General features: G+C 70.8%; 20 protein-coding genes. 9 read left to right on the forward strand and 11 right to left on the reverse strand.

The genetic code is table 11. From position 1 onward, the window contains the following. Window positions 1-135: 135 nt before the first annotated feature. Complete coding sequence (locus ABC270_RS05370) at window positions 136-1,788, reverse strand: ParB/Srx family N-terminal domain-containing protein (RefSeq protein ID WP_412879834.1); 1,653 nt, start codon at window positions 1,786-1,788, stop codon at window positions 136-138. A gap of 136 nt (window positions 1,789-1,924) precedes the next feature. Further along, a complete protein-coding gene (locus tag ABC270_RS05375; protein WP_412879835.1) occupies window positions 1,925-2,848 on the reverse strand; it encodes an NAD-dependent epimerase/dehydratase family protein in 924 nt (307 codons plus the stop codon). A gap of 119 nt (window positions 2,849-2,967) precedes the next feature. On the opposite strand from ABC270_RS05375, the gene ABC270_RS05380 reads away from it, so the two are divergent. The 5 genes from ABC270_RS05380 to ABC270_RS05400 all read left to right on the forward strand — a co-directional run bounded on the left by ABC270_RS05380 (window position 2,968) and on the right by ABC270_RS05400 (window position 9,353). Continuing rightward, window positions 2,968-3,708 (forward strand): TetR/AcrR family transcriptional regulator, encoded by a 741-nt coding sequence (locus ABC270_RS05380; protein WP_412879836.1) that lies wholly within the window; start codon window positions 2,968-2,970, stop codon window positions 3,706-3,708. A 92-nt stretch (window positions 3,709-3,800) separates the two neighbouring features. Then, window positions 3,801-5,825: a glycosyltransferase gene (locus ABC270_RS05385; protein ID WP_412879837.1), complete on the forward strand. Its 2,025-nt coding sequence runs from the start codon at window positions 3,801-3,803 to the stop codon at window positions 5,823-5,825. Further along, window positions 5,822-6,229, forward strand: a complete 408-nt coding sequence (locus ABC270_RS05390; RefSeq protein ID WP_412879838.1) for an ATP-binding protein — start codon at window positions 5,822-5,824, stop codon at window positions 6,227-6,229. The genes ABC270_RS05385 and ABC270_RS05390 overlap by 4 nt, the downstream gene beginning before the upstream one ends. After that, window positions 6,226-8,718, forward strand: coding sequence for an OpgC domain-containing protein (opgC, locus tag ABC270_RS05395; RefSeq protein ID WP_412879839.1), 2,493 nt, complete (start codon window positions 6,226-6,228; stop codon window positions 8,716-8,718). The genes ABC270_RS05390 and opgC overlap by 4 nt, the downstream gene beginning before the upstream one ends. 122 nt (window positions 8,719-8,840) lie before the next feature. Beyond that, on the forward strand, window positions 8,841-9,353 hold the full coding sequence (locus ABC270_RS05400; protein WP_412879840.1) for a hypothetical protein: 513 nt from the start codon (window positions 8,841-8,843) through the stop codon (window positions 9,351-9,353). Between the two features lie 82 nt (window positions 9,354-9,435). Here the strand turns inward: ABC270_RS05400 and ABC270_RS05405 are convergent, their stop codons facing one another. The 5 genes from ABC270_RS05405 to ABC270_RS05425 are packed head-to-tail and all read right to left on the reverse strand — an operon-like array spanning window position 9,436 to window position 14,540. Continuing rightward, entirely contained in the window at window positions 9,436-10,554 is a 1,119-nt protein-coding gene (locus ABC270_RS05405) for a Gfo/Idh/MocA family protein (protein ID WP_412879841.1), read from the reverse strand. Then, entirely contained in the window at window positions 10,551-11,345 is a 795-nt protein-coding gene (locus tag ABC270_RS05410) for a ThuA domain-containing protein (RefSeq protein ID WP_412879842.1), read from the reverse strand. Before ABC270_RS05410 ends, ABC270_RS05405 begins: the two co-directional genes overlap by 4 nt. A 43-nt stretch (window positions 11,346-11,388) precedes the next feature. Next, window positions 11,389-12,279: a carbohydrate ABC transporter permease gene (locus tag ABC270_RS05415; protein ID WP_412879843.1), complete on the reverse strand. Its 891-nt coding sequence runs from the start codon at window positions 12,277-12,279 to the stop codon at window positions 11,389-11,391. Next, window positions 12,276-13,247 carry a carbohydrate ABC transporter permease gene (locus ABC270_RS05420; RefSeq protein WP_412879844.1) on the reverse strand — a complete coding sequence of 324 codons (972 nt, stop codon included), beginning with the start codon at window positions 13,245-13,247 and terminating at the stop codon, window positions 12,276-12,278. The genes ABC270_RS05415 and ABC270_RS05420 overlap by 4 nt, the downstream gene beginning before the upstream one ends. A gap of 60 nt (window positions 13,248-13,307) precedes the next feature. Beyond that, window positions 13,308-14,540, reverse strand: a complete 1,233-nt coding sequence (locus tag ABC270_RS05425; protein ID WP_412879845.1) for a sugar ABC transporter substrate-binding protein — start codon at window positions 14,538-14,540, stop codon at window positions 13,308-13,310. Window positions 14,541-14,729: 189 nt separating this feature from the next. Between ABC270_RS05425 and ABC270_RS05430 the strand changes: the two genes are divergently transcribed. Then, a complete protein-coding gene (locus ABC270_RS05430) occupies window positions 14,730-15,737 on the forward strand; it encodes a LacI family DNA-binding transcriptional regulator (RefSeq protein ID WP_412882039.1) in 1,008 nt (335 codons plus the stop codon). A 227-nt stretch (window positions 15,738-15,964) separates the two neighbouring features. On the opposite strand, the gene ABC270_RS05435 is transcribed toward ABC270_RS05430, so the two are convergent. Together ABC270_RS05435 and ABC270_RS05440 are read right to left on the reverse strand one after the other, a co-directional pair. Then, window positions 15,965-16,120, reverse strand: coding sequence for a hypothetical protein (locus tag ABC270_RS05435; RefSeq protein WP_412879846.1), 156 nt, complete (start codon window positions 16,118-16,120; stop codon window positions 15,965-15,967). Window positions 16,121-16,283: 163 nt separating this feature from the next. Beyond that, entirely contained in the window at window positions 16,284-16,730 is a 447-nt protein-coding gene (locus tag ABC270_RS05440) for a MarR family winged helix-turn-helix transcriptional regulator (protein WP_412879847.1), read from the reverse strand. Between the two features lie 83 nt (window positions 16,731-16,813). On the opposite strand from ABC270_RS05440, the gene ABC270_RS05445 reads away from it, so the two are divergent. Further along, window positions 16,814-17,827 carry an AraC family transcriptional regulator gene (locus ABC270_RS05445; protein ID WP_412879848.1) on the forward strand — a complete coding sequence of 338 codons (1,014 nt, stop codon included), beginning with the start codon at window positions 16,814-16,816 and terminating at the stop codon, window positions 17,825-17,827. A gap of 37 nt (window positions 17,828-17,864) precedes the next feature. On the opposite strand, the gene ABC270_RS05450 is transcribed toward ABC270_RS05445, so the two are convergent. Further along, window positions 17,865-18,218, reverse strand: a complete 354-nt coding sequence (locus tag ABC270_RS05450) for a hypothetical protein (protein ID WP_412879849.1) — start codon at window positions 18,216-18,218, stop codon at window positions 17,865-17,867. Between the two features lie 88 nt (window positions 18,219-18,306). Between ABC270_RS05450 and ABC270_RS05455 the strand changes: the two genes are divergently transcribed. Continuing rightward, the gene (locus ABC270_RS05455) at window positions 18,307-19,266 is read left to right on the forward strand and encodes an AraC family transcriptional regulator (RefSeq protein ID WP_412879850.1); all 960 of its coding nucleotides are present in this window, start codon (window positions 18,307-18,309) and stop codon (window positions 19,264-19,266) included. 24 nt (window positions 19,267-19,290) lie between these two features. Here the strand turns inward: ABC270_RS05455 and ABC270_RS05460 are convergent, their stop codons facing one another. Then, window positions 19,291-20,322, reverse strand: a complete 1,032-nt coding sequence (locus ABC270_RS05460; protein ID WP_412879851.1) for a LacI family DNA-binding transcriptional regulator — start codon at window positions 20,320-20,322, stop codon at window positions 19,291-19,293. 150 nt (window positions 20,323-20,472) lie between these two features. On the opposite strand from ABC270_RS05460, the gene ABC270_RS05465 reads away from it, so the two are divergent. After that, window positions 20,473-21,768, forward strand: a complete 1,296-nt coding sequence (locus tag ABC270_RS05465) for an ABC transporter substrate-binding protein (protein WP_412879852.1) — start codon at window positions 20,473-20,475, stop codon at window positions 21,766-21,768. The last annotated feature ends 3 nt before the right edge of the window (window positions 21,769-21,771 follow it).

Genomic DNA, 21,771 nt, shown 5'->3' on the forward strand with positions numbered 1-21,771 from the left:
GTCCGTCAGGGGCACGTCGTTCACCCGAGCGATCGGCCCTGCAGGGGCAGCGATGCCGCCGATCCTGTGTACACAAGAGCGCACCACGTGGTGCGCTTCCGTGTACACCCGGACGGACGTGGATGCGTGGCCTGACTACGCGCGGTGACCGCGCCGACGCCGTGCCACCACGATGCCCGTGCCGACGAGCAGCGCGAGGAGCGCGGCGACCGCTGCGGGGACGAGTCCGTCGGCGCCGGTGGAGGCGAGCTCACCGGGGCTCGCCTCGTCCGCTGCGGCGACCATCACCGTCGTCGACCCGACGGCCACGCCGTCGACGACCACGACGATCGTGTGGGTCCCGGCGGGCAGGGCGGCCGGGACGGTCGCCGTGAGGGTGAACGCGCCGGACCCGTCGGTCCGGACGGTGCCGAGCAGGACGGGTTCCGAGTGGATCTCCACCCGGGCGTCGGTGTCGGCCGCGAAGCCGGTGCCGCGGACGGTCACCGGATCACCGGCGACGAGGTCACCCGTCACGGAGACACTGCCGTGCACCGTGGTCGGGTCGGTGGGGTCCTCCGAGCCCGGGTCGGCCGGCGACGTGCCGGGGTCGGCGGGTGCGGTGGGGTCCGTGCCGGGTTCGGTCGGGTCGGTGGGTCCGGTGCCGGAGCCGGGGTCGGTCGGGTCCGTCGGGTCCGTCGGGTCGGTGGGGTCCGTTCCCGGATCGCCCGGCTCGCCCGGGTCCGCGGCCAGCGTCTTCCGGTACTCGGTCATGTACGCGAGCTTGCCGGGCTTGTCCGACGAGTACGGCGCGGAGAGCTTCGCCCACTCGCCCTTCGTCGCGGCCTTGCCGTCGTTCCAGGCGGCGAGGGTGCTGAGGTCCGCCGCGGTGTACCCGCTCTCGGCGTCGACGACCTCGTCGCGGGGGAGAGCGACCTGCGCCTTCGTGATCCGTTCGACGAGTGCGAGCGACTCCGCGAAGTCGTCCTGGTCCCAGTCGGCGAGCCCGAGCTCCGGGTGTGCCCGGAGCCAGGACCCCCAGTAGAACTCCTGGAACGGCACGGCGCCGTCCGCCGTGTACCCGATGTCGCGCCCGAAGTACATGACGCTGCGGGCGGTGTCGTCCTGGAAGTTCGCGAGCCCGACGTTCTGCGGGAGCTGCGCGGGTGTGATGGCCTTCCCGGCGGTGTCCCGGAGCCACACCCACCGGTTGTCCTGCATCGTCTGCCAGAACGCGGACTCGGTCATGCCGGAGAGGTTGCCGAGCACCCGGAGCCGGACGTGCACGTCCGGCCCGCTGTCCTCGTCGAAGGAGGTCAGCGTGTGGTGCCCGTCGGTGAGGTACAGCGTGCCGCCGGGGCCGATCACGACGGTCTTCATCGGCGCGATGGTGTCCGCGGTCTCCGAACCGACCGGCACCGCGCAGCTGAAGGACGACGGGTCGGTCAGGGTCGAGGTCGCGGTGGCGGACGCCGCTTCCTCCTGGCCGTTCGCCTCGCACCAGTCGTCGAACTTCTTGTTGACGGCGTCCTTGCTCAGGGCGGTCGAGTAGCGGCCGAGCTTGTAGTACACCTCGTCGTAGCCGAGCGACGGCTGCGTCGGGTGGACGTCGCCGATGCGGACGTCGAGCAGGCTGCCGGGAGCGGCGCAGAGGTCGGCGGTGCTGCCACCGGTGCAGCTCGGGTCGCGGTCGTCGGTGATCGGGTCTGCGGCGGCGGTCGCGGTCTCGGGTGAGATCGCTGCGGCGCCGAGGGCGGCGGTCAACGCGGCGGTGAGCGCGATGATCCGCATGGTCCGGAGTGCGGGCACGGGGTTCCTGTCGGGAGCGGGTGAGTGGTCTGAGTGTCCTCGCATGTTCGCGACCTCGGTCGACGGGACGGTGACCGAAGGGTGAACGACAGGTGTTGCGCCTCCCCGTGCCGCGCGGCCTGCCGCGACCTCGCGCCTACAGTCCCTCGACCGTGCGCCGACACACCTCCTCCCACGGCGTCGGGTCGATCCCGAAGTGCGCCCGTGCCGCCGAGTCGTCGAGGACGTACGGCCGCGTCCACTGGTACGACATGTCCGCCATCTCGCGGAGGAAGGGCACGACGAGGCCGCCGGCGCGGATGACCCCCGCGGGCAGGCGCCGCACCGGCACCGGCGGCTTGCCGGCCACCGCGAGCATGTCGGTCACGGCCTGCTCCTGGGTGCGCGGCGGGTTCGACGGCACGTTCCAGGTCCGCCCGTGCGCGGACTCGTCGAGCGCCGCCGCCACGAGGGTCCGTGCGACGTCGAGCACGTCGGTGAAGGTGTGCGGCAGGTCGGTCCGGCAGAGCATCGTGACCGCCTTGCCCTGCAGCGCGGCGGGGAGCACCCGGGTCACGTGGCCGTTCCCGCCGATGCCCGGCCCGACGTAGTCCGAGCCGCGGACCTCGACCGCACGCACGCGGCCGGCCCGGTGTGCCGCGAGGGCATCGGCCCACAGCTTCGCGCGGAGGGCGCCCTTGTGGTCGGTGGCGGCGTCCGGCAGGCCCTCGTGCATCGGCCCGTCGACGGGGCCGTACGGGTAGAGGTTGCCCGTGATCGCGTACACCGCCCCGGTCCGCTCAGCGGCGGTGAGCATCGCGGTCATCAGTGGCGGCCACGTGCGCTCCCACTGGGTGTAGTCGCCGGGGTTCGCGCAGTTGTAGAGGACGGCCGCGCCGTCCGCTGCCCGGGTGAGTGCGTCGGCGTCGGAGGCGTCGAGGGCGACGTGACCCACTGCCTCCAGTTCGGTGTCGCGCCCCGAGCGGGTGGCGACCGTGACGTCCTCGCCGCGCTCCGCGAGGACGGCGGCGACGTGTCGGCCCACCGGGCCGGCTCCGATGACGAGGTGACGAGCGGACATGGGTTCCTCCTGGGTGAAATCGGAGAGCGGTGCTCTCTCAGGAGCAGTCTGCATCGGTTCGGATTGCAAGAGCACTGCTCTTGTTTGTGTGCACTGCTCTCGCGTGGCATGGTGGGGGGATGGACACCAAGCCGCCGACCGCCCGCGCACTGGCGCGCGAGGCCGTGCACGCGAGCATCCTCGCGGCGGCCAGGGCCCGGCTCACGCAGGAGGGGCCGAGCCAGCTCGCGCTCCGCGCCGTCGCGCGGGACGTCGGCATGGTCTCGTCGGCGGTGTACCGCTACTTCGCGAGCCGCGACGACCTGCTCACCGCGCTCCTCGTACTCGACTACGACGAACTCGGCGCGGCCGTCGAGACGGCGGACGCAGCCCTCGACCGCGCCGACGTCGGCGGCCGGTGGCGCGCCGCCTGCCACGCGATCCGGGACTGGGCGATCGCCCACCCGGGTGACTTCGCGCTGCTCTACGGCTCGCCCGTCCCGGGGTACGTCGCACCCCGGTCGACGATCGAGCCCGCGTCGCGCACGACCCACGTGCTCGTCCAGGTGGTCGTCGACGCGTGGGCGGCCGGGAGGCACGGTGCGCGCCCGGCGCCCGCGGCGGCGCCCGCAGACCTCACGCCCGCCATCGGCGACGCCGCCGCGTACCTGCGCGAGCGCGGTTTCGCCGACGACCTGCCCGACGAACTCGTCCTCCGGACCCTGATGGCGTGGACCACCGTGTTCGGCGTCGTGTCGTTCGAACTGTTCGGGCACGCGGTCGGCTCGGTGTCCGACGCGACGGCCTACTTCGACCACGTCGTCGCGCGTCTCGCGGACGACCTCGGGATCTCGGGACGCCGAACCACGGGTGTCGGCTGACAGCGGACCCCTGCCTGCGGTAGACAGTCCTGTACGCGACCACTCACCAGGTCGCGCCAGCAGGGGTGGACCCTCCCGAGGGAAGGACGTGGATGAGCGCGCTCGACGTCAGCCGGCAGGACCGGCGCCGGCTCACCACGGGCACCCCTCGTCGCCGCATGGTCGCGGTGCGCACGGTGGCCCTGCTCGCGTCGATCGCGGGCGTGAACTACATCGTCTGGCGGTGGGCCGCGTCGGTGAACTGGCACTCGTGGTGGATCGCGGTGCCGCTCATCCTCGCCGAGACCTACAGCGTGATCGACTCGCTCCTCTTCGCGTTCGGGGCGTGGCGGCTCCGTGAGCGCGGCGAACCGCCGACCCCACCGGGCGACCACGTGACCGTCGACGTCTTCATCACGACCTACAACGAGCCGGTCGACCTCGTGCTCCGCACCGCCCGTGCCGCGAAGGCCATCCGGCACCCGCACTCCACGTGGATCCTCGACGACGGCAACCGCCCCGAGATGCGAGCGGCCGCCGAGTCGCTCGGGATCGGCATCATCACGCGCGGTGCCGACTGGGTCGACCGTCCCCGCCACGCCAAGGCCGGCAACCTCAACAACGCCCTGCTCGCGACCCAGGGTAAGTTCCTCCTCATCCTCGACGCCGACCAGGTGCCGGACCCGGCGATCCTCGACCGCACGCTCGGGTACTTCAAGGACGACCGGATGGCGCTCGTCCAGACGCCGCAGTGGTTCGAGAACGTGCCGAAGGAAGACCTCCTCGGCAGCCAGGCCCCACTGTTCTACGGCCCGATCCAGCAGTCGAAGGACGGTTGGAACGCCGCGTTCTTCTGCGGGTCGAACGCGATCCTCCGGCGCGAGGCGCTCATGCAGCTCGGCGTCACCCGGTACGTGCGCGAGGTGGAGGCGTCCGTGCAGCGGACGATCAAGACCTCACGGACGCTGCTGGCCCGCGCGCGCGAGACCGAGACCGACCCGCGCGTCCTCGGCGCCCTCGACGAGGCCGAGGCCGTGGTCGATCGCGCCCGTGAGCAGGTGTCCCGCGGCGAACCGCTCGGGGACGTCACCTACGACTTCCAGCGCGGGATCGACGCGATCTCGTTCCGGTTCGCAGCCGCCGACCTCGAGTCCGTGCGGAACGACCTGCAGGAGCTCGCGGCGATGTCGACCGAGGCCGACACCTTCGCCGGACTCGACGACGCCGCGCTCGACGTGCTCGGACAGCGCGAGGCGTCCCCGGTCGCGGCGATCGAGTCGATCGCCGTGCTCGCGCGCGCGCTCGACGTGAACCGCGACGACGAGGCGCAGCCGATCATGCCGCTGGCGACGATCTCGGTCACCGAGGACATGGCCACCGCGATGCGCCTGCACGGGCTCGGCTGGAGGTCGGCGTACCACGACGAGATCCTCGCCACCGGGCTCGCGCCGGACGACCTCCCGACGATGCTCGTGCAGCGCCTCCGTTGGGCGCAGGGCACCATGCAGGTGTTCTTCCGCGAGAACCCCCTCGTGCAGAAGGGGCTGTCGTGGGGACAGCGGCTCATGTACTTCTCCACGATGTGGAGCTACCTGTCCGGCTTCGCCGCGATCGTCTACATCGCCGCGCCCGTGCTCTGCCTGTCCTTCGGGGTGATCCCCGTCCAGGCCTACAGCGTCGACTTCTTCGCCCGGCTCATCCCGTTCCTCGTGCTCAACCAGCTCCTGTTCTGGGTCGTGGCCGCAGGCAGACCGACCTGGCGCGGGCAGCAGTACTCGCTCGCGCTGTTCCCGGTGTGGATCGAGTCGGTGACGAGCGCGTTCGAGAACGTGTTCCGCGGCAAGCCGCTCGGCTTCCGGGTGACGCCGAAGGTCCGTGACGAGTCCGACCAGAAGCCGCGGTGGGACCTCGTGAAGCCACAGCTCTACGCGATGGGCGCGCTCGTGGCCGCGCTCGTCATGATCGCGATCCGGTACGCCACCGGCCAGGCGGACGGCATCGCGCCGCTCGTGAACACCGCGTGGGTGGTCTTCGACCTCTTCATCTTCAGCATCGTGATCCGCGCCGTCCTCTACCGCGCGCCGGTGTTCACGCCGCCCGTCGAGCACGAGTCGAGCACCGTGGGAGGACCCCTGTGAGCACGACGACCTTCGAGGTCCCCGCAGCTGCCGAGTCCCTCGACGAGGTCCAGGACCGCTTCGGTTCGTGGTGGGACGGCCTCGGCATCGACGACCCCGCCCTCCGCTTCAAGCTCGAGACCGCGCTCGCCGAGATCGCCGCGAACATCGTCGAGCACACCCGACGGACCGACCAGGAAGCAGGCAGACGCTACACCGTGCACCTCGAGGCCACCGACCACGCACTCACCGCCGTGCTGACGGACAACGGTCGCCCGGCCGACGTCGACCTCGCTGCGGTCACCATGGCCGACGTGCACGAGGAGAGCGGTCGAGGGCTCGCGCTCGCGATCGCGGCGCTCGACCGGCTGGAGCACCGCCACGAGCACGGACGGAACGTCTGGACCCTGGTGTGCGACCGGTGAGGCGGTTCCTCGCGCTCCTCGTCGTCGTCGCCACGCTCGTCCTCGGCGGCGCGTTGCCGGCCTCGGCGGCGGCGGCGAAGGACACCCCGGCCGGCCCGGCTGCGGGCGAGCGCTGGTTCGGCCCGGACCTCGACTGGGGTGACGACGCGCCGGACGGGTACGCGGGCCGCCTCGGTGCCGTGCCGTCGATGTACGGCGTCGAGATCGACTACCCGGTGGACCGCGCCGCCGAGCGGGAGCTGCTCCGCTCCACACGGGCCGCGGCCGCGCAGGGTGCCGTCCTCGTGGTCAGCCTCGAGCCCGACCACGAGCTCTCGACGTTGACGACCGCGGACGCCCGGAAGGCCAACCGGCTCCTCGAACAGGTCCACGAGCAGTACGGCACGAAGGTCCTCGTCCGGTACGCGCCGCAGATGAACGGCACGTGGGTGTCGTGGGGGCAGCAGCCGACCGACTTCACGCGGACGTTCCGGGCACTCGCGCGGCAGATCCACGCCGGCACCTCCGACGCCGCGATGGTCTGGGCGCCGTCGTACGGTGCCGGGTACCCGTTCGGCGAGTCCGCCGGACGGCTCCGCGACCTGTCCTCCACCGACGTGCAGGCGCTCGACACGAACGGGGACGGGAAGCTCACGGCGGCGGACGACCCCTACGCCCCGTACTGGCCCGGCGCGTCGAGCGTCGACTGGGTCGGGCTGTCGATGTTCTCGTTCGGCAAGGGGAAGGCGACCGAGGCCGCCGGCCGCGACGTCCCGCTCACCCGGAACGACGCGCCGGAGTCCGGCGAGGTCGAGGCACGGTTCGACGAGACGTGGGGCTACGAGCAGCCCGTGACCGACGGCACCTTCTACGACCGGTTCGCGAAGGGCCGCGACCTGCCGATGCTCCTCGACACCGGCGCCCTCTACGACCACTCGCTGCAGGGCGCGGCGGAGCTCACCGTCAAGCAGGGCTGGTGGCGCCAGGTCATCGCCGCGGTGCGGGACAGGCCGCTCGTCGAGGGCGTCACGTTCCTCGAGACGAACCGCCGCGAGCCCGAGGCCGGCAACCGGGTCGCCGACTGGCGCGACACGGCGGTCCCGGGCATCGCGGGCTCGTTCCGCACCGACCTCGAGCGTGCGGGCGACTTCGTGTTCGGGCCCGTCACCGAGCGCGTCACACCACAGGACGGTGCCGCGGCGACGAACCAGCAGTACGACACCGGCGGCGACCAGATGGCGTGGATCGTCTGGTTGGCGGTCGGCCTCGCCGCGGTCTTCCTGCTCAGCGGGCTGTTCGGTCGACTCGTCCCGAGCTGGCGCTACCCCGACGACGGCAAGCCCGGGCGCGACCTCCGGCTCGACCTGTTCCGCGGGTTCATCATCCTCGCCGTGGTCATCACGCACATCGAGATCGGCGGCCCGTACTCCTACATCACCCTGCACGCGGTCGGTGCGATCACCGGTGCCGAGATGTTCGTCTTCCTGTCGGGCATGGTGCTCGGCATGACCTACCCGTTCGCCATCAAGAAGTTCGGCGAGTGGGCTGCCGCCGTGGGTGCGTGGAAGCGAGCGCGGAAGCAGTACCTCGTCACCCTCGCGGTGATCCTCGTGGTCTTCGCGCTGAGCTTCGTCCCGTTCCTGAACACCGACGCGATCACGACCTTCACCGACCGCGGCACCGGCACCGGTGGCGTCGGTGCCGAGGGACGCGTGTACGACCTGTACCCGAACGCGATGCAGCTGCTGGCCTACCCGCCGCCGTGGTTCGCGATCCGGCAGTTCCTGCTGCTCGAGATGGGCCCCTGGCCGTTCAACATCATGGGCCTCTTCGTGGTGCTCAGCCTGTTCATCCCCGTCTTCATGTGGGTGATCCGGCGCGGGTTCTGGTGGGCGCTCCTCATCGTCAGCTGGGCGCTGTACGTCTACCAGGCGCTCAACCCGGACTTCCGGCCGCTGAACTCGCAGTTCGAGGCGGTCTTCCCGCTGCTCACCTGGCAGGTGGTGTTCACCCACGGCCTCGTCCTCGGCACCTACCGGCGGCAGATCATCGGCGCGCTCACCGGGCGGCTCGGCAAGGTGCTGATCAGTGTCGGGATCGTCGGCTACGCGCTGTTCCTGGTGTACGTGTGGGCGGGCGCCCACTTCGGGTTCGTCCCTGCTCCCTTCCCCGCGTCGATGTACGACCAGCTGTACAACACCGCGTACCAGCGGGTGGACCTGCAATGGGGCCGACTGGTCGACATCGCGTTCTTCGCCATCGTGTCGTACGCGATCCTCACGGTGTTCTGGAAGCCGCTCGCGGCGGCCATCGGGTGGCTGTGGATCCCGCTCGGGCAGGCGAGCCTCTACGTGTTCGTGTGGCAGGTGTTCTTCGCACTCGCCGTCGCGTCGATCCCCGGCGTCGACTGGTTCAACGGGTGGATCGGCTTCGCCGCGCACACCGCGCTGATCCTGCTGGCCTGGTACATGGTGCGGAAGAAGTTCCTGTTCTCGGTCATCCCACGCTGACGCCCGCCCGAGTCTCGGATCCGCGGACAACTCCGCGCTCGCGGGACCGCGGAAGTGCCCGCCGGGCCGAGTCTCGGTCCTCCGGGCGCACTGCTACTGTTCGACCAACCGAGGGGGACGACATGCGGGGAACCGGGACGACGATCCTGGCGGCGACGGTGGTGGTGCTGGCGCTCGCCGGGTGCACGCAGCACACCGATCGGGCCGACAGCAGGACCGACACCGGCACGACGCGGGCCGCGGCACCGACGCCGACCGCGACGGCTGCGGTCGCCGCTGCCGCCCGGTTCCACGTGCTGGACCGCGCGTTCGCGTCGAGTGACGCGCTGCCCGACGGGGCCGCCGCCCCCGAGGACCTCGAGGTCGACAGTCAGCGTCGCGTGGGGGAGTCGGACGGCACGACGTACTGGGTCGCGACCACCACGCACGCGGCGGTGTGCCTCATCGGGAACAACCCCGCGGCGGACAGCACGGACAACTTCTCGGTCTGCGGCGAGGTCCCCGGGACGGGCGACTCCGTCGTCACGTCCACGTCGGACGACCGCGGCCACACGACGGCTCTCGTCGCTGACGGCTTCCAGGACCACGGCACCGACGCCCTGCGCGAGCTCGTGCCGAACGTCTGGGTGCGCTGACACGCACTGCGCCTGCGGCGTTGACGGACGGGAGGCCCGTGGCGGATCCGCCACGGGCCTCCCGTCCGCCACCTGGTCGCGCTCAGCCGAGGGCGGCCGTGTCCGGTGACCCCGTCGACAACGCGCCGCGCACCGACCCCCACGCGGTGAGCCGCTCGCGGATCGCGGGGTCCTGCTCGTGCTCGATCGCCGTGGCGTGCGCCTGCTCGAGCACCTCGTCGATGACGATGCGCCGGCCGGTGCGCGCCGAGGCGATCGCCGCGTCCACCATCGTGAGGCTCATGACGTTGCCGTGGACCTCGCCGTCCGGGACCTCGCCGGTGCGGACCGCCCGCACGAAGGACGCGAGCGAACCGGCGATCTCGTTGCCGACGCTCGGGGCCGGCGCGGGCGACCCCGGGGTGCCGTCGAGGTCGCTCCACGGGTCGTGGTCACCGTCCCACAGTGCGGTGCCCGCTGCGCCGGAGGCCCGCCAGTCGCCGTTCCACGAGGTCTCGGCACCGGGCGCGCACCACGAGCCGTCGTAGACGTACCGGACGTCGTCCTCGAAGGTGAACACGGCGGCGGCGGCGGCGTCCCCGCGGTACCAGGACCACGACGGGTTCCACGACTCGCAATACACCGACACCGGGTCGCGCTCGAGCACGTACCGGGCCGAGTCGAACGCGTGGATCGCCATGTCGAGGAGGAGCACGTCGTCCATCTCCTCCCGGAAGCCGCCGAAGTGCGGTGCCTTCGCGAACCGGGTGTCGAGACCGCCGATGGCGCCGAGTCCGCGGACGTGCTGCCGGAACGCCACGAGCTGGTCGTTGTAGCGGCGGGACTGCGACACCATGAACAGCTTGCCGGTGGCCTCGGCGGCTGCGGCCAGGGCCAGGGCCTCCGCGACCGTCTGCGCCGCGGGCTTCTCGCCGAGGACGGGCAGGCCGGCACGGAGCGCCTCGAGCGTCACCGGGTGGTGGGCGACCGGCACGGTGATGTCGAGCACTGCCTCCGCGCCCGTCTCGGCGATGAGTGCGCTGAGGTCCCTGCCGACCGGGATCGACGGGTCGCCCGCGACCGAGGCACCGGCCCGCGCGGCGTCGAGGTCGAGGTCGACGATGCCGACGAGCTCGACGTCCGGGTCCGCGGCGACCGTGGCGAGCCAGGCGCGTCCCATGCCGCCGGCGCCGACCTGGACGACGCGCAAGGGAGCGGTCACGCCGGCACCTCCTCGTCGACGGGTGCGTCGTCGAACGGGCCGCGGTAGTGCTGCCCGTCGAAGTACTCGCCGAGGTCGTACCGCCGGAGTGTCGGCAGTTCGCGCTCCCGCTCCGGTCGGGCCCACTCGGCGCCGTTGGCGATCACGCGGCGGACGTCCTTGTGGTGGTACACGGGGAAGTCCTGGTCGCCGGGGGAGAAGTAGAAGATCTTCCCGAAGCCGCGACGGTAGGTCATGCCGCTCCGGAACACCTCGCCGCCGGTGAACCCCGAGATGAAGATGAGTTCGTCCGGGGTCGGCACGTCGAAGTACTCGCCGTACATCTCCTGCTCGGGGATGACGATCGGGTTCGGGACGCCGCGGGTGATCGGGTGCTGCGGGTTCACGGTCCAGACGAGTTCCTGGTCGTGCTCGCTGCGCCACCGGAGCGTGCACGTGGTGCCCATGAGCTTGCCGAAGATCTTCGACCAGTGGCCGGAGTGCAGGACGACGAGCCCCATGCCGGACAGGACGTGCTTGTGGACGCGGTCGACCACGGCGTCGTCGACGTCTGCGTGCGCGGCGTGGCCCCACCAGGTGAGGACGTCGGTCTCGGCGAGGACCTCGTCGGTGAGGCCGTGCTCGGGCTCCTGCATCGTCGCGGTGCGGACGACGGCGTCGGGCAGGTTCTCGCGGATGCCGTCCGCGATGGCGCCGTGCATGCCGTCGGGGTACCGCTCGGCCACGTGCTGCTCGACCTGCTCGTGGACGTTCTCGCCCCACACGGTGATGCGCAAGGGAGTGGAGGTCATGGTGTGCCTTTCTGGGCTGGGTTCGGGGACGTCGGACGGGCCGTCACTTGACGGCGCCGCCGAGCGCACCCGCGGAGATGTACCGCTGCGCGACGATGAGCAGCACGGCGGCCGGCAGGGACGCTAGGACCGAGGTGGCCATGACGGGCCCCCAGTCGGTGACGTTCGAGCCGATGTAGTTGTAGATGCCGAGCGTGATCGGGCGCACCGCCGGCGTGGAGGTCAGGGTGAGTGCGATGAGGAAGTCGCCCCAGGCCCCGAGGAAGGTGAAGAGCGCCGCGGTGACGATCGCGTTGCGGCTGATCGGGAGCACGATCGACACGAAGGCCCGGAAGTCGTTCGCGCCGTCGACGAGCGCCGCCTCGACGAGGCTCGGCGGGATCGACTCCATGAACGCCCGCATGAGCAGCACGGCGAACGGCACCTGCACGGCGCTGTCCGCGAGGATGAGTCCCACGTAGCTGTTGAGCAGGCCGATGTTGTTGAACAGCGTGTAGAGCGCGTTCGCGATGACGATCGCCGGGATCATCTGCGTGATGAGCAGCACGAGCAGGAACACCCGCGTGCCGCGCATCCGGAACCGGGCGAGGCCGTACGCCGCCGGGGTCGCGATGGCCAGGGTCAGGACGACCGTCCCGAGGCCGATGATCATGCTCGACAGGAAGTTCTGGCCCTGCTGCTGGAGTGCGGCCTCGTACCCGGCGAAGGTCGGGGACCACGGGAACCAGGTCGCGGTCGCGGCCCCGGACGTGGTCTGCAGGCTCGTGTTCACCATCCAGTACACGGGGAACACCATGATCGCGAGGAACACGATGCCGAGGATCGTGAGCGGGATGCCCTTGACGCTCCGCGGCCGTCGGGAGCGTGCCGTGCGTGCGGTCGTCATCGCGCGCGTGGCGGTGACGGTGGTCCTGCCTGCGAGTCCGACGCTCATTCGTCGACCGCCTTCCGGGAGATGGCGATGTAGATCATCGCGAAGACGAACGAGACGACGATGAGGACGTTGCTCACCGCGGCTCCGATGCCGAACTGGAAGTTGATGAACGACTGGTGGTAGGCGTTCGTGGCGAGGGTCTGCGTGGAGTTCGCCGGGCCACCGCCGGTCAGCCCGAGGATGATGTCGACGACCTTCAGGGTGTAGACCACGCCGAGGACGATCACCACGCTGACGACGCTCCGGATGCTCGGCCAGGTGATGTACCAGAAGGCCTTGAACCCGGTGGCGCCGTCGAGCGCCCCCGCTTCGTAGAGCTCCGGCGGCACTGACTGCAGACCGCTGTAGAGGATCGTCGTGTTGAACGGGATCCCGAGCCACACGTTGACGCCGATGACCGCGATGAGCGCGAGGCTCGGGCTGACCAGCCACGGCACCGGTGCGATGCCGACGAGGCCGAGCAGCTGGTTGAGCGCGCCGCTGTCCTGGTCGAGCAGCCACTTCCACACCGCGCTCGAGGCGATGAGGGGGAGCAGCCACGGCAAGAGGAGCAGTCCGCGCAGGAAGCCGGACAGCGGGAAGTGCCGGCGGAAGAACAGCGCGAGCCCGAGGCCGATGACGAACTGGAGGACGATCGACCCGGCCGTGAAGAGCGCGGTGTTCACGACGCTCGTGGTGAAGACCGAGCTCTGGAACACCGAGACGTAGTTCGCGAGTCCGACCCAGGGTGCCTCGCCGGTGAAGAAGGTCGCGGTCGTGTAGTCCTGGAAGGACATGAGGACGTTCTTGACCACGGGGTAGCCGAAGAAGACCGCCACGAAGAGCGCCGCCGGGATGACGAACAGCCAGCGGGTGATGCCGCTCCGGAGGCGCGCGCGGCGCTGGCCGGGGCGGACGGGCGGGGCGACGGCGGTACGTGTCGCCGGGCGGGACGGAGTGCGTGCAGGTGCCTGTGTCGAGGCGCTCATGCGGGATCCTCTCCTGGAGTGGGGGAGGGAGCCGGCCGGTCCGACCGGCTCCCTCGTGCACTACTGGTTCTGGGACTGCGCCTGCTTGAGCGCTGCCTCGGGGCTGGCCTTGCCCGTGAGGGCGAGCTGGACGGCGGTGTAGATCTTCGTCGCGGCCTTGGGCCAGTCGGGGCCGAGCTCACCGGTGCGGGCACGGGCCGTCTTCACCGTGGTGACGAACGAGGCGACCTGCGGGTGGCTCTCGGCCCACTTCGCGCCGGCCTCGAGGTTCGTCGGCACGTTCCCGCTGAGCTTCGCGAGGGCCTCCTGACCCTTCACGGAGTGCAGGCAGCCGACGAACTTGCCGGCGAGCTGCATCTTCGCCTTGTCGCCGGTCTGCGGAACGGTGAACGCCTCGCCGCCGAGCGGGGCGACCGGTGCGTCGCCGGTGCGGGTCGGGATCGGCACGCTGTCGAACTCGAGGCCCTTCTTGGCGTTGAGCGCCGGGAGCTGCCACGGGCCGTTGATCATCATCGCGGCCTTGCCGGCGAGGAACTGGTTGTTGACGTCGGCCTGGGCCCAGCTGATGGAGCTCTTCGACATCGAGCCGTCGTTCTGCAGGTCCTCGACGAACTGCAGGGCCTGCGCAGCCTGCGGCGTCGCGATGTCCTTCTCGTCGCCGCCGTTCGACCAGAAGAACGGGAGGAACTGCCAGGTGCCCTCGTACGTGTTGATGTTGCTCATCGCGAAGCCGTACGTCGAGCCCTTGGTGAGCTTCTTCGCGGCGGCCTTGAGCTCGTCCCACGTCTTCGGCGGCTGGACGCCGGCCTCGGAGAGCAGCTTCTTGTTGTAGTACAGCGCGATCGAGTTCGTGTTCGACTGCACGCCGTAGAGCTTGCCCTTGTAGGTGCTCGCCGCCTTGACGCCGGGGACGTCGCCGGAGGCGCTGAGTCCGTACGCGCTGAGGTCGGAGAGCGCACCCGACGACGCGATCTGCTGCACGTCCGGGTTGTCGAGCATGAGCACGTCGGGGAGGGTCTTCGACGACGCCTGCTGCAGCACCTTCGAGATCAGGCCGGCACCGGCGACGTGGTTGATGGTGACGGTGGCCCCGACGTCCTTCGCGCACTGCTTGTAGACGGGGTTGTAGCTCGCGTCGTAGTAGTCCTCGATCGTGAGGGCCTTGCTCCCGCCGGAGGAGGCGGACCCGGAGCCGGAGCAGCCGGTGAGCACCAGGGGGACCGTCGCGAGGACCGCTGCCGCGCCGAGCAGGGCACGGATCCGGCGGGGCGACGAGGGGAACTTCTGCTTCATTGCACAGCTCTTCTCTTGGTGGAGTCATGGACTTCGGGAGCACGACCACGACTCGCTGACGTCGTCGTCCCTGCGTTCCTTGGGGCGAGACGCTAACAGATAAGCGCTTCACCCGTAAAGCGCTTTTTTCGCAACCTGGGAGCTATGCTGAGCGGGTCGAGATCGAAACGGGGAGACGCAGTGGCAACGATGCAGCAGGTCGCCGACCGCGCCGGGGTCTCCATCGCCACGGTGTCGTTCGTCGTGAACGGCACGAAGTACGTGACCCCCGCCACGACCGCCCGCGTCCGGACCGCGATGCGCGAGCTGAAGTTCCGCGGGAACGTCGTCGCTCGGGCACTCGCGAGCCGCCGGACCCGGATCATCGCGCTGCTGTTCCCGACCACGGGCAACCGGTTCAGCCCGACCACCTCGGAGTTCTTCATGAGCGCGGCCGAGCGGGCCTCCGAGCGCGGGTACCACCTCGTGCTCTGGCCGGTCGACCCGGCGGGGGACGACCTCGACGACCTCGTGTCCGGCGGACTCGTGGACGGCGTCATCCTCATGGAGGTGCGGATGGACGACCCGCGCGTGGCCGTCCTCACCGACCTGGACGTCCCGTTCACGCTCATCGGTCGCACCCGGGACAGCACCGGCTTGCCGTTCGTCGACATCGACTTCGAGACCACGATCGTGGACAGCATCGAGCACCTCGTGTCGCTCGGCCACCGCCGCTTCGGCATCGTCCTCGAGAACCTCGAGGGCACGCCCATGGCCGGGTACGCCCCGCACCTCCGTGCCGAGTCGACGTTCCGGTCGACGATCGCCGACCGCGGCCTCTCGGGCACCGTCGTCTACGCCGGGCCCGGCAGCGAGGGCGGTCGGGCGGCGGCGGGGGCACTCCTCTCGGCCGACCCGGACTGCACCGCGGTGCTCCTCATGAAGGACGACAGTGCCGGCGGGTTGCTCGTCGGGCTCTTCGACGCCGGCCGTCGCGTCCCGGAGGAGGTCTCCGTGCTGAGCATCGCGTCCTCCGCGGCGAACGCGGACCAGCACTACCCGCGCCTGTCGACCATGCTCGCGCCCGGTCGCGAGCTCGGCACCCGCGCCGCCGACGCGCTCATCGACCAGCTCGACGGGGCCTCGGCGGACCTGCCGCACTTCCTGCTGCCCTGCACGCTCCGCACCGCGGAGTCCACCGCTCCCGCGCAGCGCTGACGCGACCACCTGTCGGTCGGGAGGCGCGGGTCGGGCCCGTACCGTGCCTCCCGTCCGCCTCCTGGCCGGGCGTCCGCACCGGCAGCCGCACGGGTCTCGTGCTGGACGACGGGTCTCGCGCTCGGCATCAGGCGACTCGTCGCTCAGGCGCGGGGCGACCACGTGACGGACGGGAGGCCCGGGTCGGATCCGACCCGGGCCTCCCGTCCGTCACGTGGTGCCGCTCGTCAGCGGCGACGCACGTCGCGCGCCGTGTCGCGGAAGAAGTCGTCCGGCGTCGACGGCGCCTCGCGGAGTTCGCCGTGCTTCCAGCGACGACGCATGCCGCGGATCGTCTCGATGCGCACCGGTTCGATGCCGGGCTCGGTCTCGTACGCGCCCATGGGGAGCTCCTCGATCGTCGGCGGTGCCGAGGCGGTCGCCCCGACCGTGCCGACGGTACGTGCCCGAGCGGCTGGCCGACCGGTCAAGTAGGTAGCAAAGTTACGTAGTTGCGCATGCTGGACAAACGGTCTGGGAGAGTCTCCGGACGCCCGTACTCTGCCGTCAGGCGCCCGGGGAACCGAGGTCGATCGCCGCGACGACGCGGTCGACGATCCGCACGAACCTGGCGCGCTCCCGTTCCGAGAAGGAGGCCATGAGGTCGTGCAGGTGCTGGTTCGTGCCGTCCATCGCGGCGGCGTACGCCCGACGCGTGGTCTCGGTGAGTTCGATGCGGCGGCTGCGTCCGTCGTCCGGGTTGGGCACCCGGCACACGTGACCCGACCGCTCCAGGCGGTCGACGAGTCCGGTGACCGCCGGGCCGGTCAGGCCGAGGTGCGTCGCGAGGTCCTTCACTCGGACCGTGCGCCCCGCTGTCTCGGCGCGCGCCACGAACTGGATCACCGTGAGGTCGCCCTGCGACACCTCGAGGCGCTCGCGCAGTCGCGCCCGGAGCGCGGCCACGGCATCCTCGAGCCGCGTGAGCGCGCCGAGCAGGTCGAGGTCGCTCATGCGGAGGCCCCCTCACTGCGGATCGGCTCCGCGCAACTGTACGCTGCGGTCACCGGTCAACCGTATCCGGATAGCGCGATCGCTTGCGCATCGGGGACAACCCGATCCTCAGCGGGGGTGACCCGGTGAGCGAAGCCTTCCTCGAGGACCAGCCCGTCGAGGCCGTGCGGTTCGAGCTGGCCGGCGACGAGCCTGCCGCCGCCGTTCGCGACCTCGGCGGCGTCTACGGTGGCGACGGCTGGATCGCTCGCGGCGGAGAGCGTGGGTTCTCGTACCGGTACACCGTCGTCGGCGACAGCGAGGTCTCCGTCCGGCGCTCGCAGTTGACCGGCGCGATCCGGGGGCCGATGGCACCGTCGGACGAGTACGTCGTCGGGTGGCTCACCGAGGGGTACACCGAGCTCGACCTGACCGGCGAGGCCGTCGAGATGCGGCCGGACGTGCCGGTGCTGTACCCGACCGACAAGACGTACACGTTCGCCGCGTCCGACTACGACCAGCGCCTGGTGCACTTCGACCGGGGCTTCGTCGAGCGGGTGGCGGCGCAGCACCTCGACCTCGGTGACCGACCCCTGCGGTTCGACCACCTCCTCGAACCGGTACCCGAGGCCGTGCGGTCCTGGCGTGTCGCGATCACCGGCCTCACCCGGGCGCTCCGGGCCGCCGGACCCGACAGCGACGCCTGGCGCACCGCGAAGGAGTCCGCCGCCCGGGTGTTCCTCGAGATGTTCCCGCCGCACCTCGACCAGCTGCCGGCCGTCCTCGGGCTGCCGAAGAACGCACGGCTCCGTGCCGCCGTCGAGCACATCCACGCACACGCGGCCGAGGAGGTCACCGTGGCCGAGCTGTCGGCGGTCGCCGGACTCAGCGTGCGGTCGGTGCAGGAGTCGTTCCGTCGGGTGTTCGACGTCTCGCCGCTGACGTACCTCCGTCAGGTCCGGCTCGACCGCGTGCACGAGGAGCTCCTGGCGCTCGATCCGCAGGTCGGGGCGGTCGGCGACGTCGCCCGGCGGTGGGGGTTCGCGCACCTCGGGCGGTTCTCGGCGGCGTACGCGGAGCGCTTCGGCGAGTACCCGAAGCAGACGCTCCGGCGCTGACTCGAGCCTCCCGCGGTCTGTGCGTGGCAGGGGCGGCTCAGGTGCGCGGCGGGTCCGTCCGGAGGCGCTTGGCCTCGGGCTCCTCGGAGTGCGAGGAGGCCGCGTCGACGAACCGTCCGCCGCCCACCGCCGCCGTCCGGCGCACGAGCTCGTTGACGAGGTCGTCGTCCTCCGGCTCGAGCTCGTCGTCGGGGGCCGTCTCGACCATCACCTGCGACGCCGGTCCGAGCAGCAGTTCCGCGTTGACCGCCGTGCCGCTGTCGTCGGCGGTCGGGATCTCGACGATGTCGGTCGTCCCGTTCTCGCCGAGAGCCGCCGCGTACGCCAGCACCGCATCCGCGATCGCGTCGCCGGTCATCACCCTGTTGTCCCCGTACACCACGTACTTCACCCGTCGGAGCAAACTCCTCGAGGCCGGGAATGTCCGCAGTGCGCAGTCGCATTCGGGGGACGGACCGTGCCGACAGAATGGGCGGTGCATGACGACGGACGCACAACCCCTCATCCACGTCGACCGCCACGGACTCGACATCGACGAGGCGGTCGCGTTCTACGAGCGTGTCTACTCGAGCCAGGACATCAGCGTCGGTCGGGCTGGTGCCGGTCGGTTCACCTGGCGCTTCCGCGCGGTCGGTGACGACGAGGTCGTCGTGGGGACGAGTTCGGTCCAGGCGCCGCGGTGGGGGACGATCGGACAGGCACCGAGCTACGTGCTCGCCTGGACCACCCGGCCCGGCCTCGCCGTCGACACCGCCGGCCGCGATCCGATCGTGATGGAGCCAGGCGTCCCGGTGATGTGGCCGTCCGGCCGCGACGTGGCCTTCGACGGGCAGCCGACCACCCTGCACACCGTGCGCTTCGACGCCGCGTTCCTCGAGTCGGTGGCCGCGGCGCAGCGTCGAGCCGTCCCGGGTCCGCTGCGGTTCTCGGTGACGGCCGCCCCCGGCGAATCCGACCACCTGCGGTCCGTCATCGCCGCGGCGGCGCCGGAACTCCTGCGGCCCGACACGCCGCGGGGCCGACGCGCCGCCGTGAACATGCTCGTCGCCGAGGCGGTGGTCGAGGCGTTCGACGTGACGCCGACGTTGGACCTGTCGCTCCACGAGGGCCCGGCGTCGATGCGGTTCGCCCAGGAGTGGATGGTCGCGAACGCGCACCGACCGATCACGAGCACCGACGTCAGCCGGGCCACGGGCATCAACGCACGGAGCCTGCAGGCCACCTTCCAGCGCCACGCCGGCACGAGTCCGATGGCGTTCCTCCGCCAGGTGCGGCTCCACCGGGTCCGGGCCCAGCTCGTCGCGGGCGACGCGGCCGAGACGACGGTCGCGGAGGTCGCGGGCGCCTGGGGCTTCGGACACCTGGGCCGCTTCGCGGGGTACTACGCGGACACGTTCGGCGAGCTGCCGTCGGAGACGCTCCGGCGCCGTCGCCACTGACCGGCGGCCGCGGAGCGGGCAGCGTCAGCGGGTGGGTGCCGACCCGGTGCTCTGCCGGACCCGCAGCGTCGTCGGGAGCCGCACGTGGTCGGACGTCTGCTCGCCGCGGAGCATCGCGAGCAGCATCTCCACCGCACGCGAACCGAGCTCGACCAGCGGCTGTGCGACCGTCGTGAGCGGCGGGGTCGTCGTCGCGGCCTGCGGGACGTCGTCGAACCCGACCACCGAGAGGTCCTCGGGCACTCGGAGTCCGAGCGCCGCGGCCGAGCGCAGGACACCGACGGCCGAGGAGTCGTTCGCGGCGAACACCGCGGTCGGACGGTCCGGTCCGGAGAGCAGCTCGAGGGCGACCTCGGCGGACCGGTCCTCCTGGTAGCCGCCGTCCCGCACGAGCGACTTGTCCACGGTCAGCCCGGCGGCGACGAGCGCCCGTCGGTACCCGGCCTCGCGGAGCTGGGCCGACGCTAGGTCCGGCCGCCCGCGGAGGTGCGCGATCCGCGTGTGTCCGAGCGACACGAGGTGCTCGACCGCCTGGGCCGCTCCGCCCTCGTTGTCGGAGTCGACCGTGGCGTGGCCCTCCGGCCCGGTGTGCGGGTCGATCGCGACGACGGGGATCGACGATGCCGAGAGCGCGGTGCTCGGGGTGACGACGATCGCCCCGTCGATGAGCGTGCCGGACAGGCGGGAGAGTGACCGGCGTTCCCAGCCCTTCTGCTCGGCACCGGTGACGAGCCCGGCGTAGGCGAGGAGTTCGTAGCCCGTGCCCGTCGTCGCCCCGGAGACCCCGCGCAGCAGCTCGGTGGAGAACGGCTCGAACTCGGTCACGAGGATCCCGACGACCCCCGTGCGCGAGCTCCGGAGGCTCCGCGCGACGAGCGAGGTCTCGTACCCGAGCTGCTCGACGACCTCCTGCACGCGGCGGATCGTGCCCTGCGCGACACCGTCACGCTGGTTGATGACCTTCGACACGGTCGGGATCGACACGCCGGCGGCGCGCGCGACGTCCGCGATGGTGACCCGGCCGGCGCCGGGGCGTGCGCCGATCGCCGTGTCCATCTGCACACCGTACCGCCGCTGAGCGTTCGCGACGGTAAAGAAAACGTTATCGATAACGATTGACAAGCCCGGTCGCGCCCTGGCACGCTCTCCGCAGAGGCGGCAGTCGATGTCGCTGCGAGTCAACGACGACACAACAGGAGTTCCACGATGACGAGGAAGATCCGTGCCGCGGCAGCCATCGCGCTGATCGGGGCGACAGCACTGACCGCCGCTGGCTGTTCAGCCGGCAGCGACGCGTCGAGCGACGGCGGGAAGGTCACGATGACCTTCTGGCACAACTCGACCACCGGCCCGGGCAAGGCGTTCTGGGACACGACGGTCAAGGACTTCGAGGCGAAGAACCCGAACGTCACCATCAAGATCCAGGCGATCCAGAACGAGGACCTGGACGGCAAGCTCCAGACCGCCCTCAACTCGAACTCCGCCCCGGACGTCTTCATGCAGCGCGGCGGCGGCAAGATGGCCGCGATGGTCAACGCCGGCCAGGTCATGGACATCTCCGACTCGATCGGTTCGAACGCGAAGAGCGAGATCAGCAAGGGCTCCTTCAAGGCCTTCGAGCTCAACGGCAAGACGTGGGCGATGCCGACCAACGTCGACCCCGAGGGCATCTGGTACAGCAAGGACCTGTTCGCGAAGGCCGGCATCTCCGGCACCCCGACCACGATCGACGAGCTGAACGCCGACATCCAGAAGCTCAAGGACAAGGACATCCAGCCCGTCGCGGTGGGGGCGAAGGACGCCTGGCCGGCCGCGCACTGGTACTACAACTTCGCGCTCCGCGCCTGCTCGTCGAGCGTCCTCACGAAGACCGCGCAGGACCTCAAGTTCGACAACGCGTGCTGGAAGCAGGCCGGTGAGGACACGAAGGCGTTCTTCGACACGAAGCCCTTCAACGACGGCTTCCTGACCACGTCGGCGCAGCAGGGCGCCGGCAGCTCGGCCGGTCTCATCGCGAACCACAAGGCCGCCATGGAGCTCATGGGTGCCTGGGACCCGGGCGTGATCTCCTCGCTCACCCCGGACGGCAAGCCGCTGTCCGACCTCGGCTTCTTCCCGTTCCCCGAGGTCTCCGGCGGCAAGGGGGAAGCAGGCTCGATGATGGGCGCCGTCGGCGGGCTGTCCTGCTCGGCGCAGGCCCCGAAGAAGGCGTGCACCGACTTCCTCAACTTCGTGACCCAGAAGACCGTGCAGGAGAACTACTACAAGGCGTTCAACTCGATCCCGGCGAACCAGTCGGCCCAGTCGGTCGTCACCGAGCCGTACCTGAAGACCGTGCTCAAGGCGTACAACGACGCCCCGTTCGTCTCGAACTACCTCGACACGCTCTACGGCCAGAACGTCGGCAACGCGCTCAACACCAGCGTCGTCAACCTCCTCGCCGGCAAGGGGTCCGTCTCGGACATCGTGTCGACCGTCAACCAGGCCGCAGCGAAGGGCTGACGC

Source organism: Curtobacterium phoenicis, from assembly GCF_047238015.1.
Lineage (GTDB): Bacteria > Actinomycetota > Actinomycetes > Actinomycetales > Microbacteriaceae > Curtobacterium.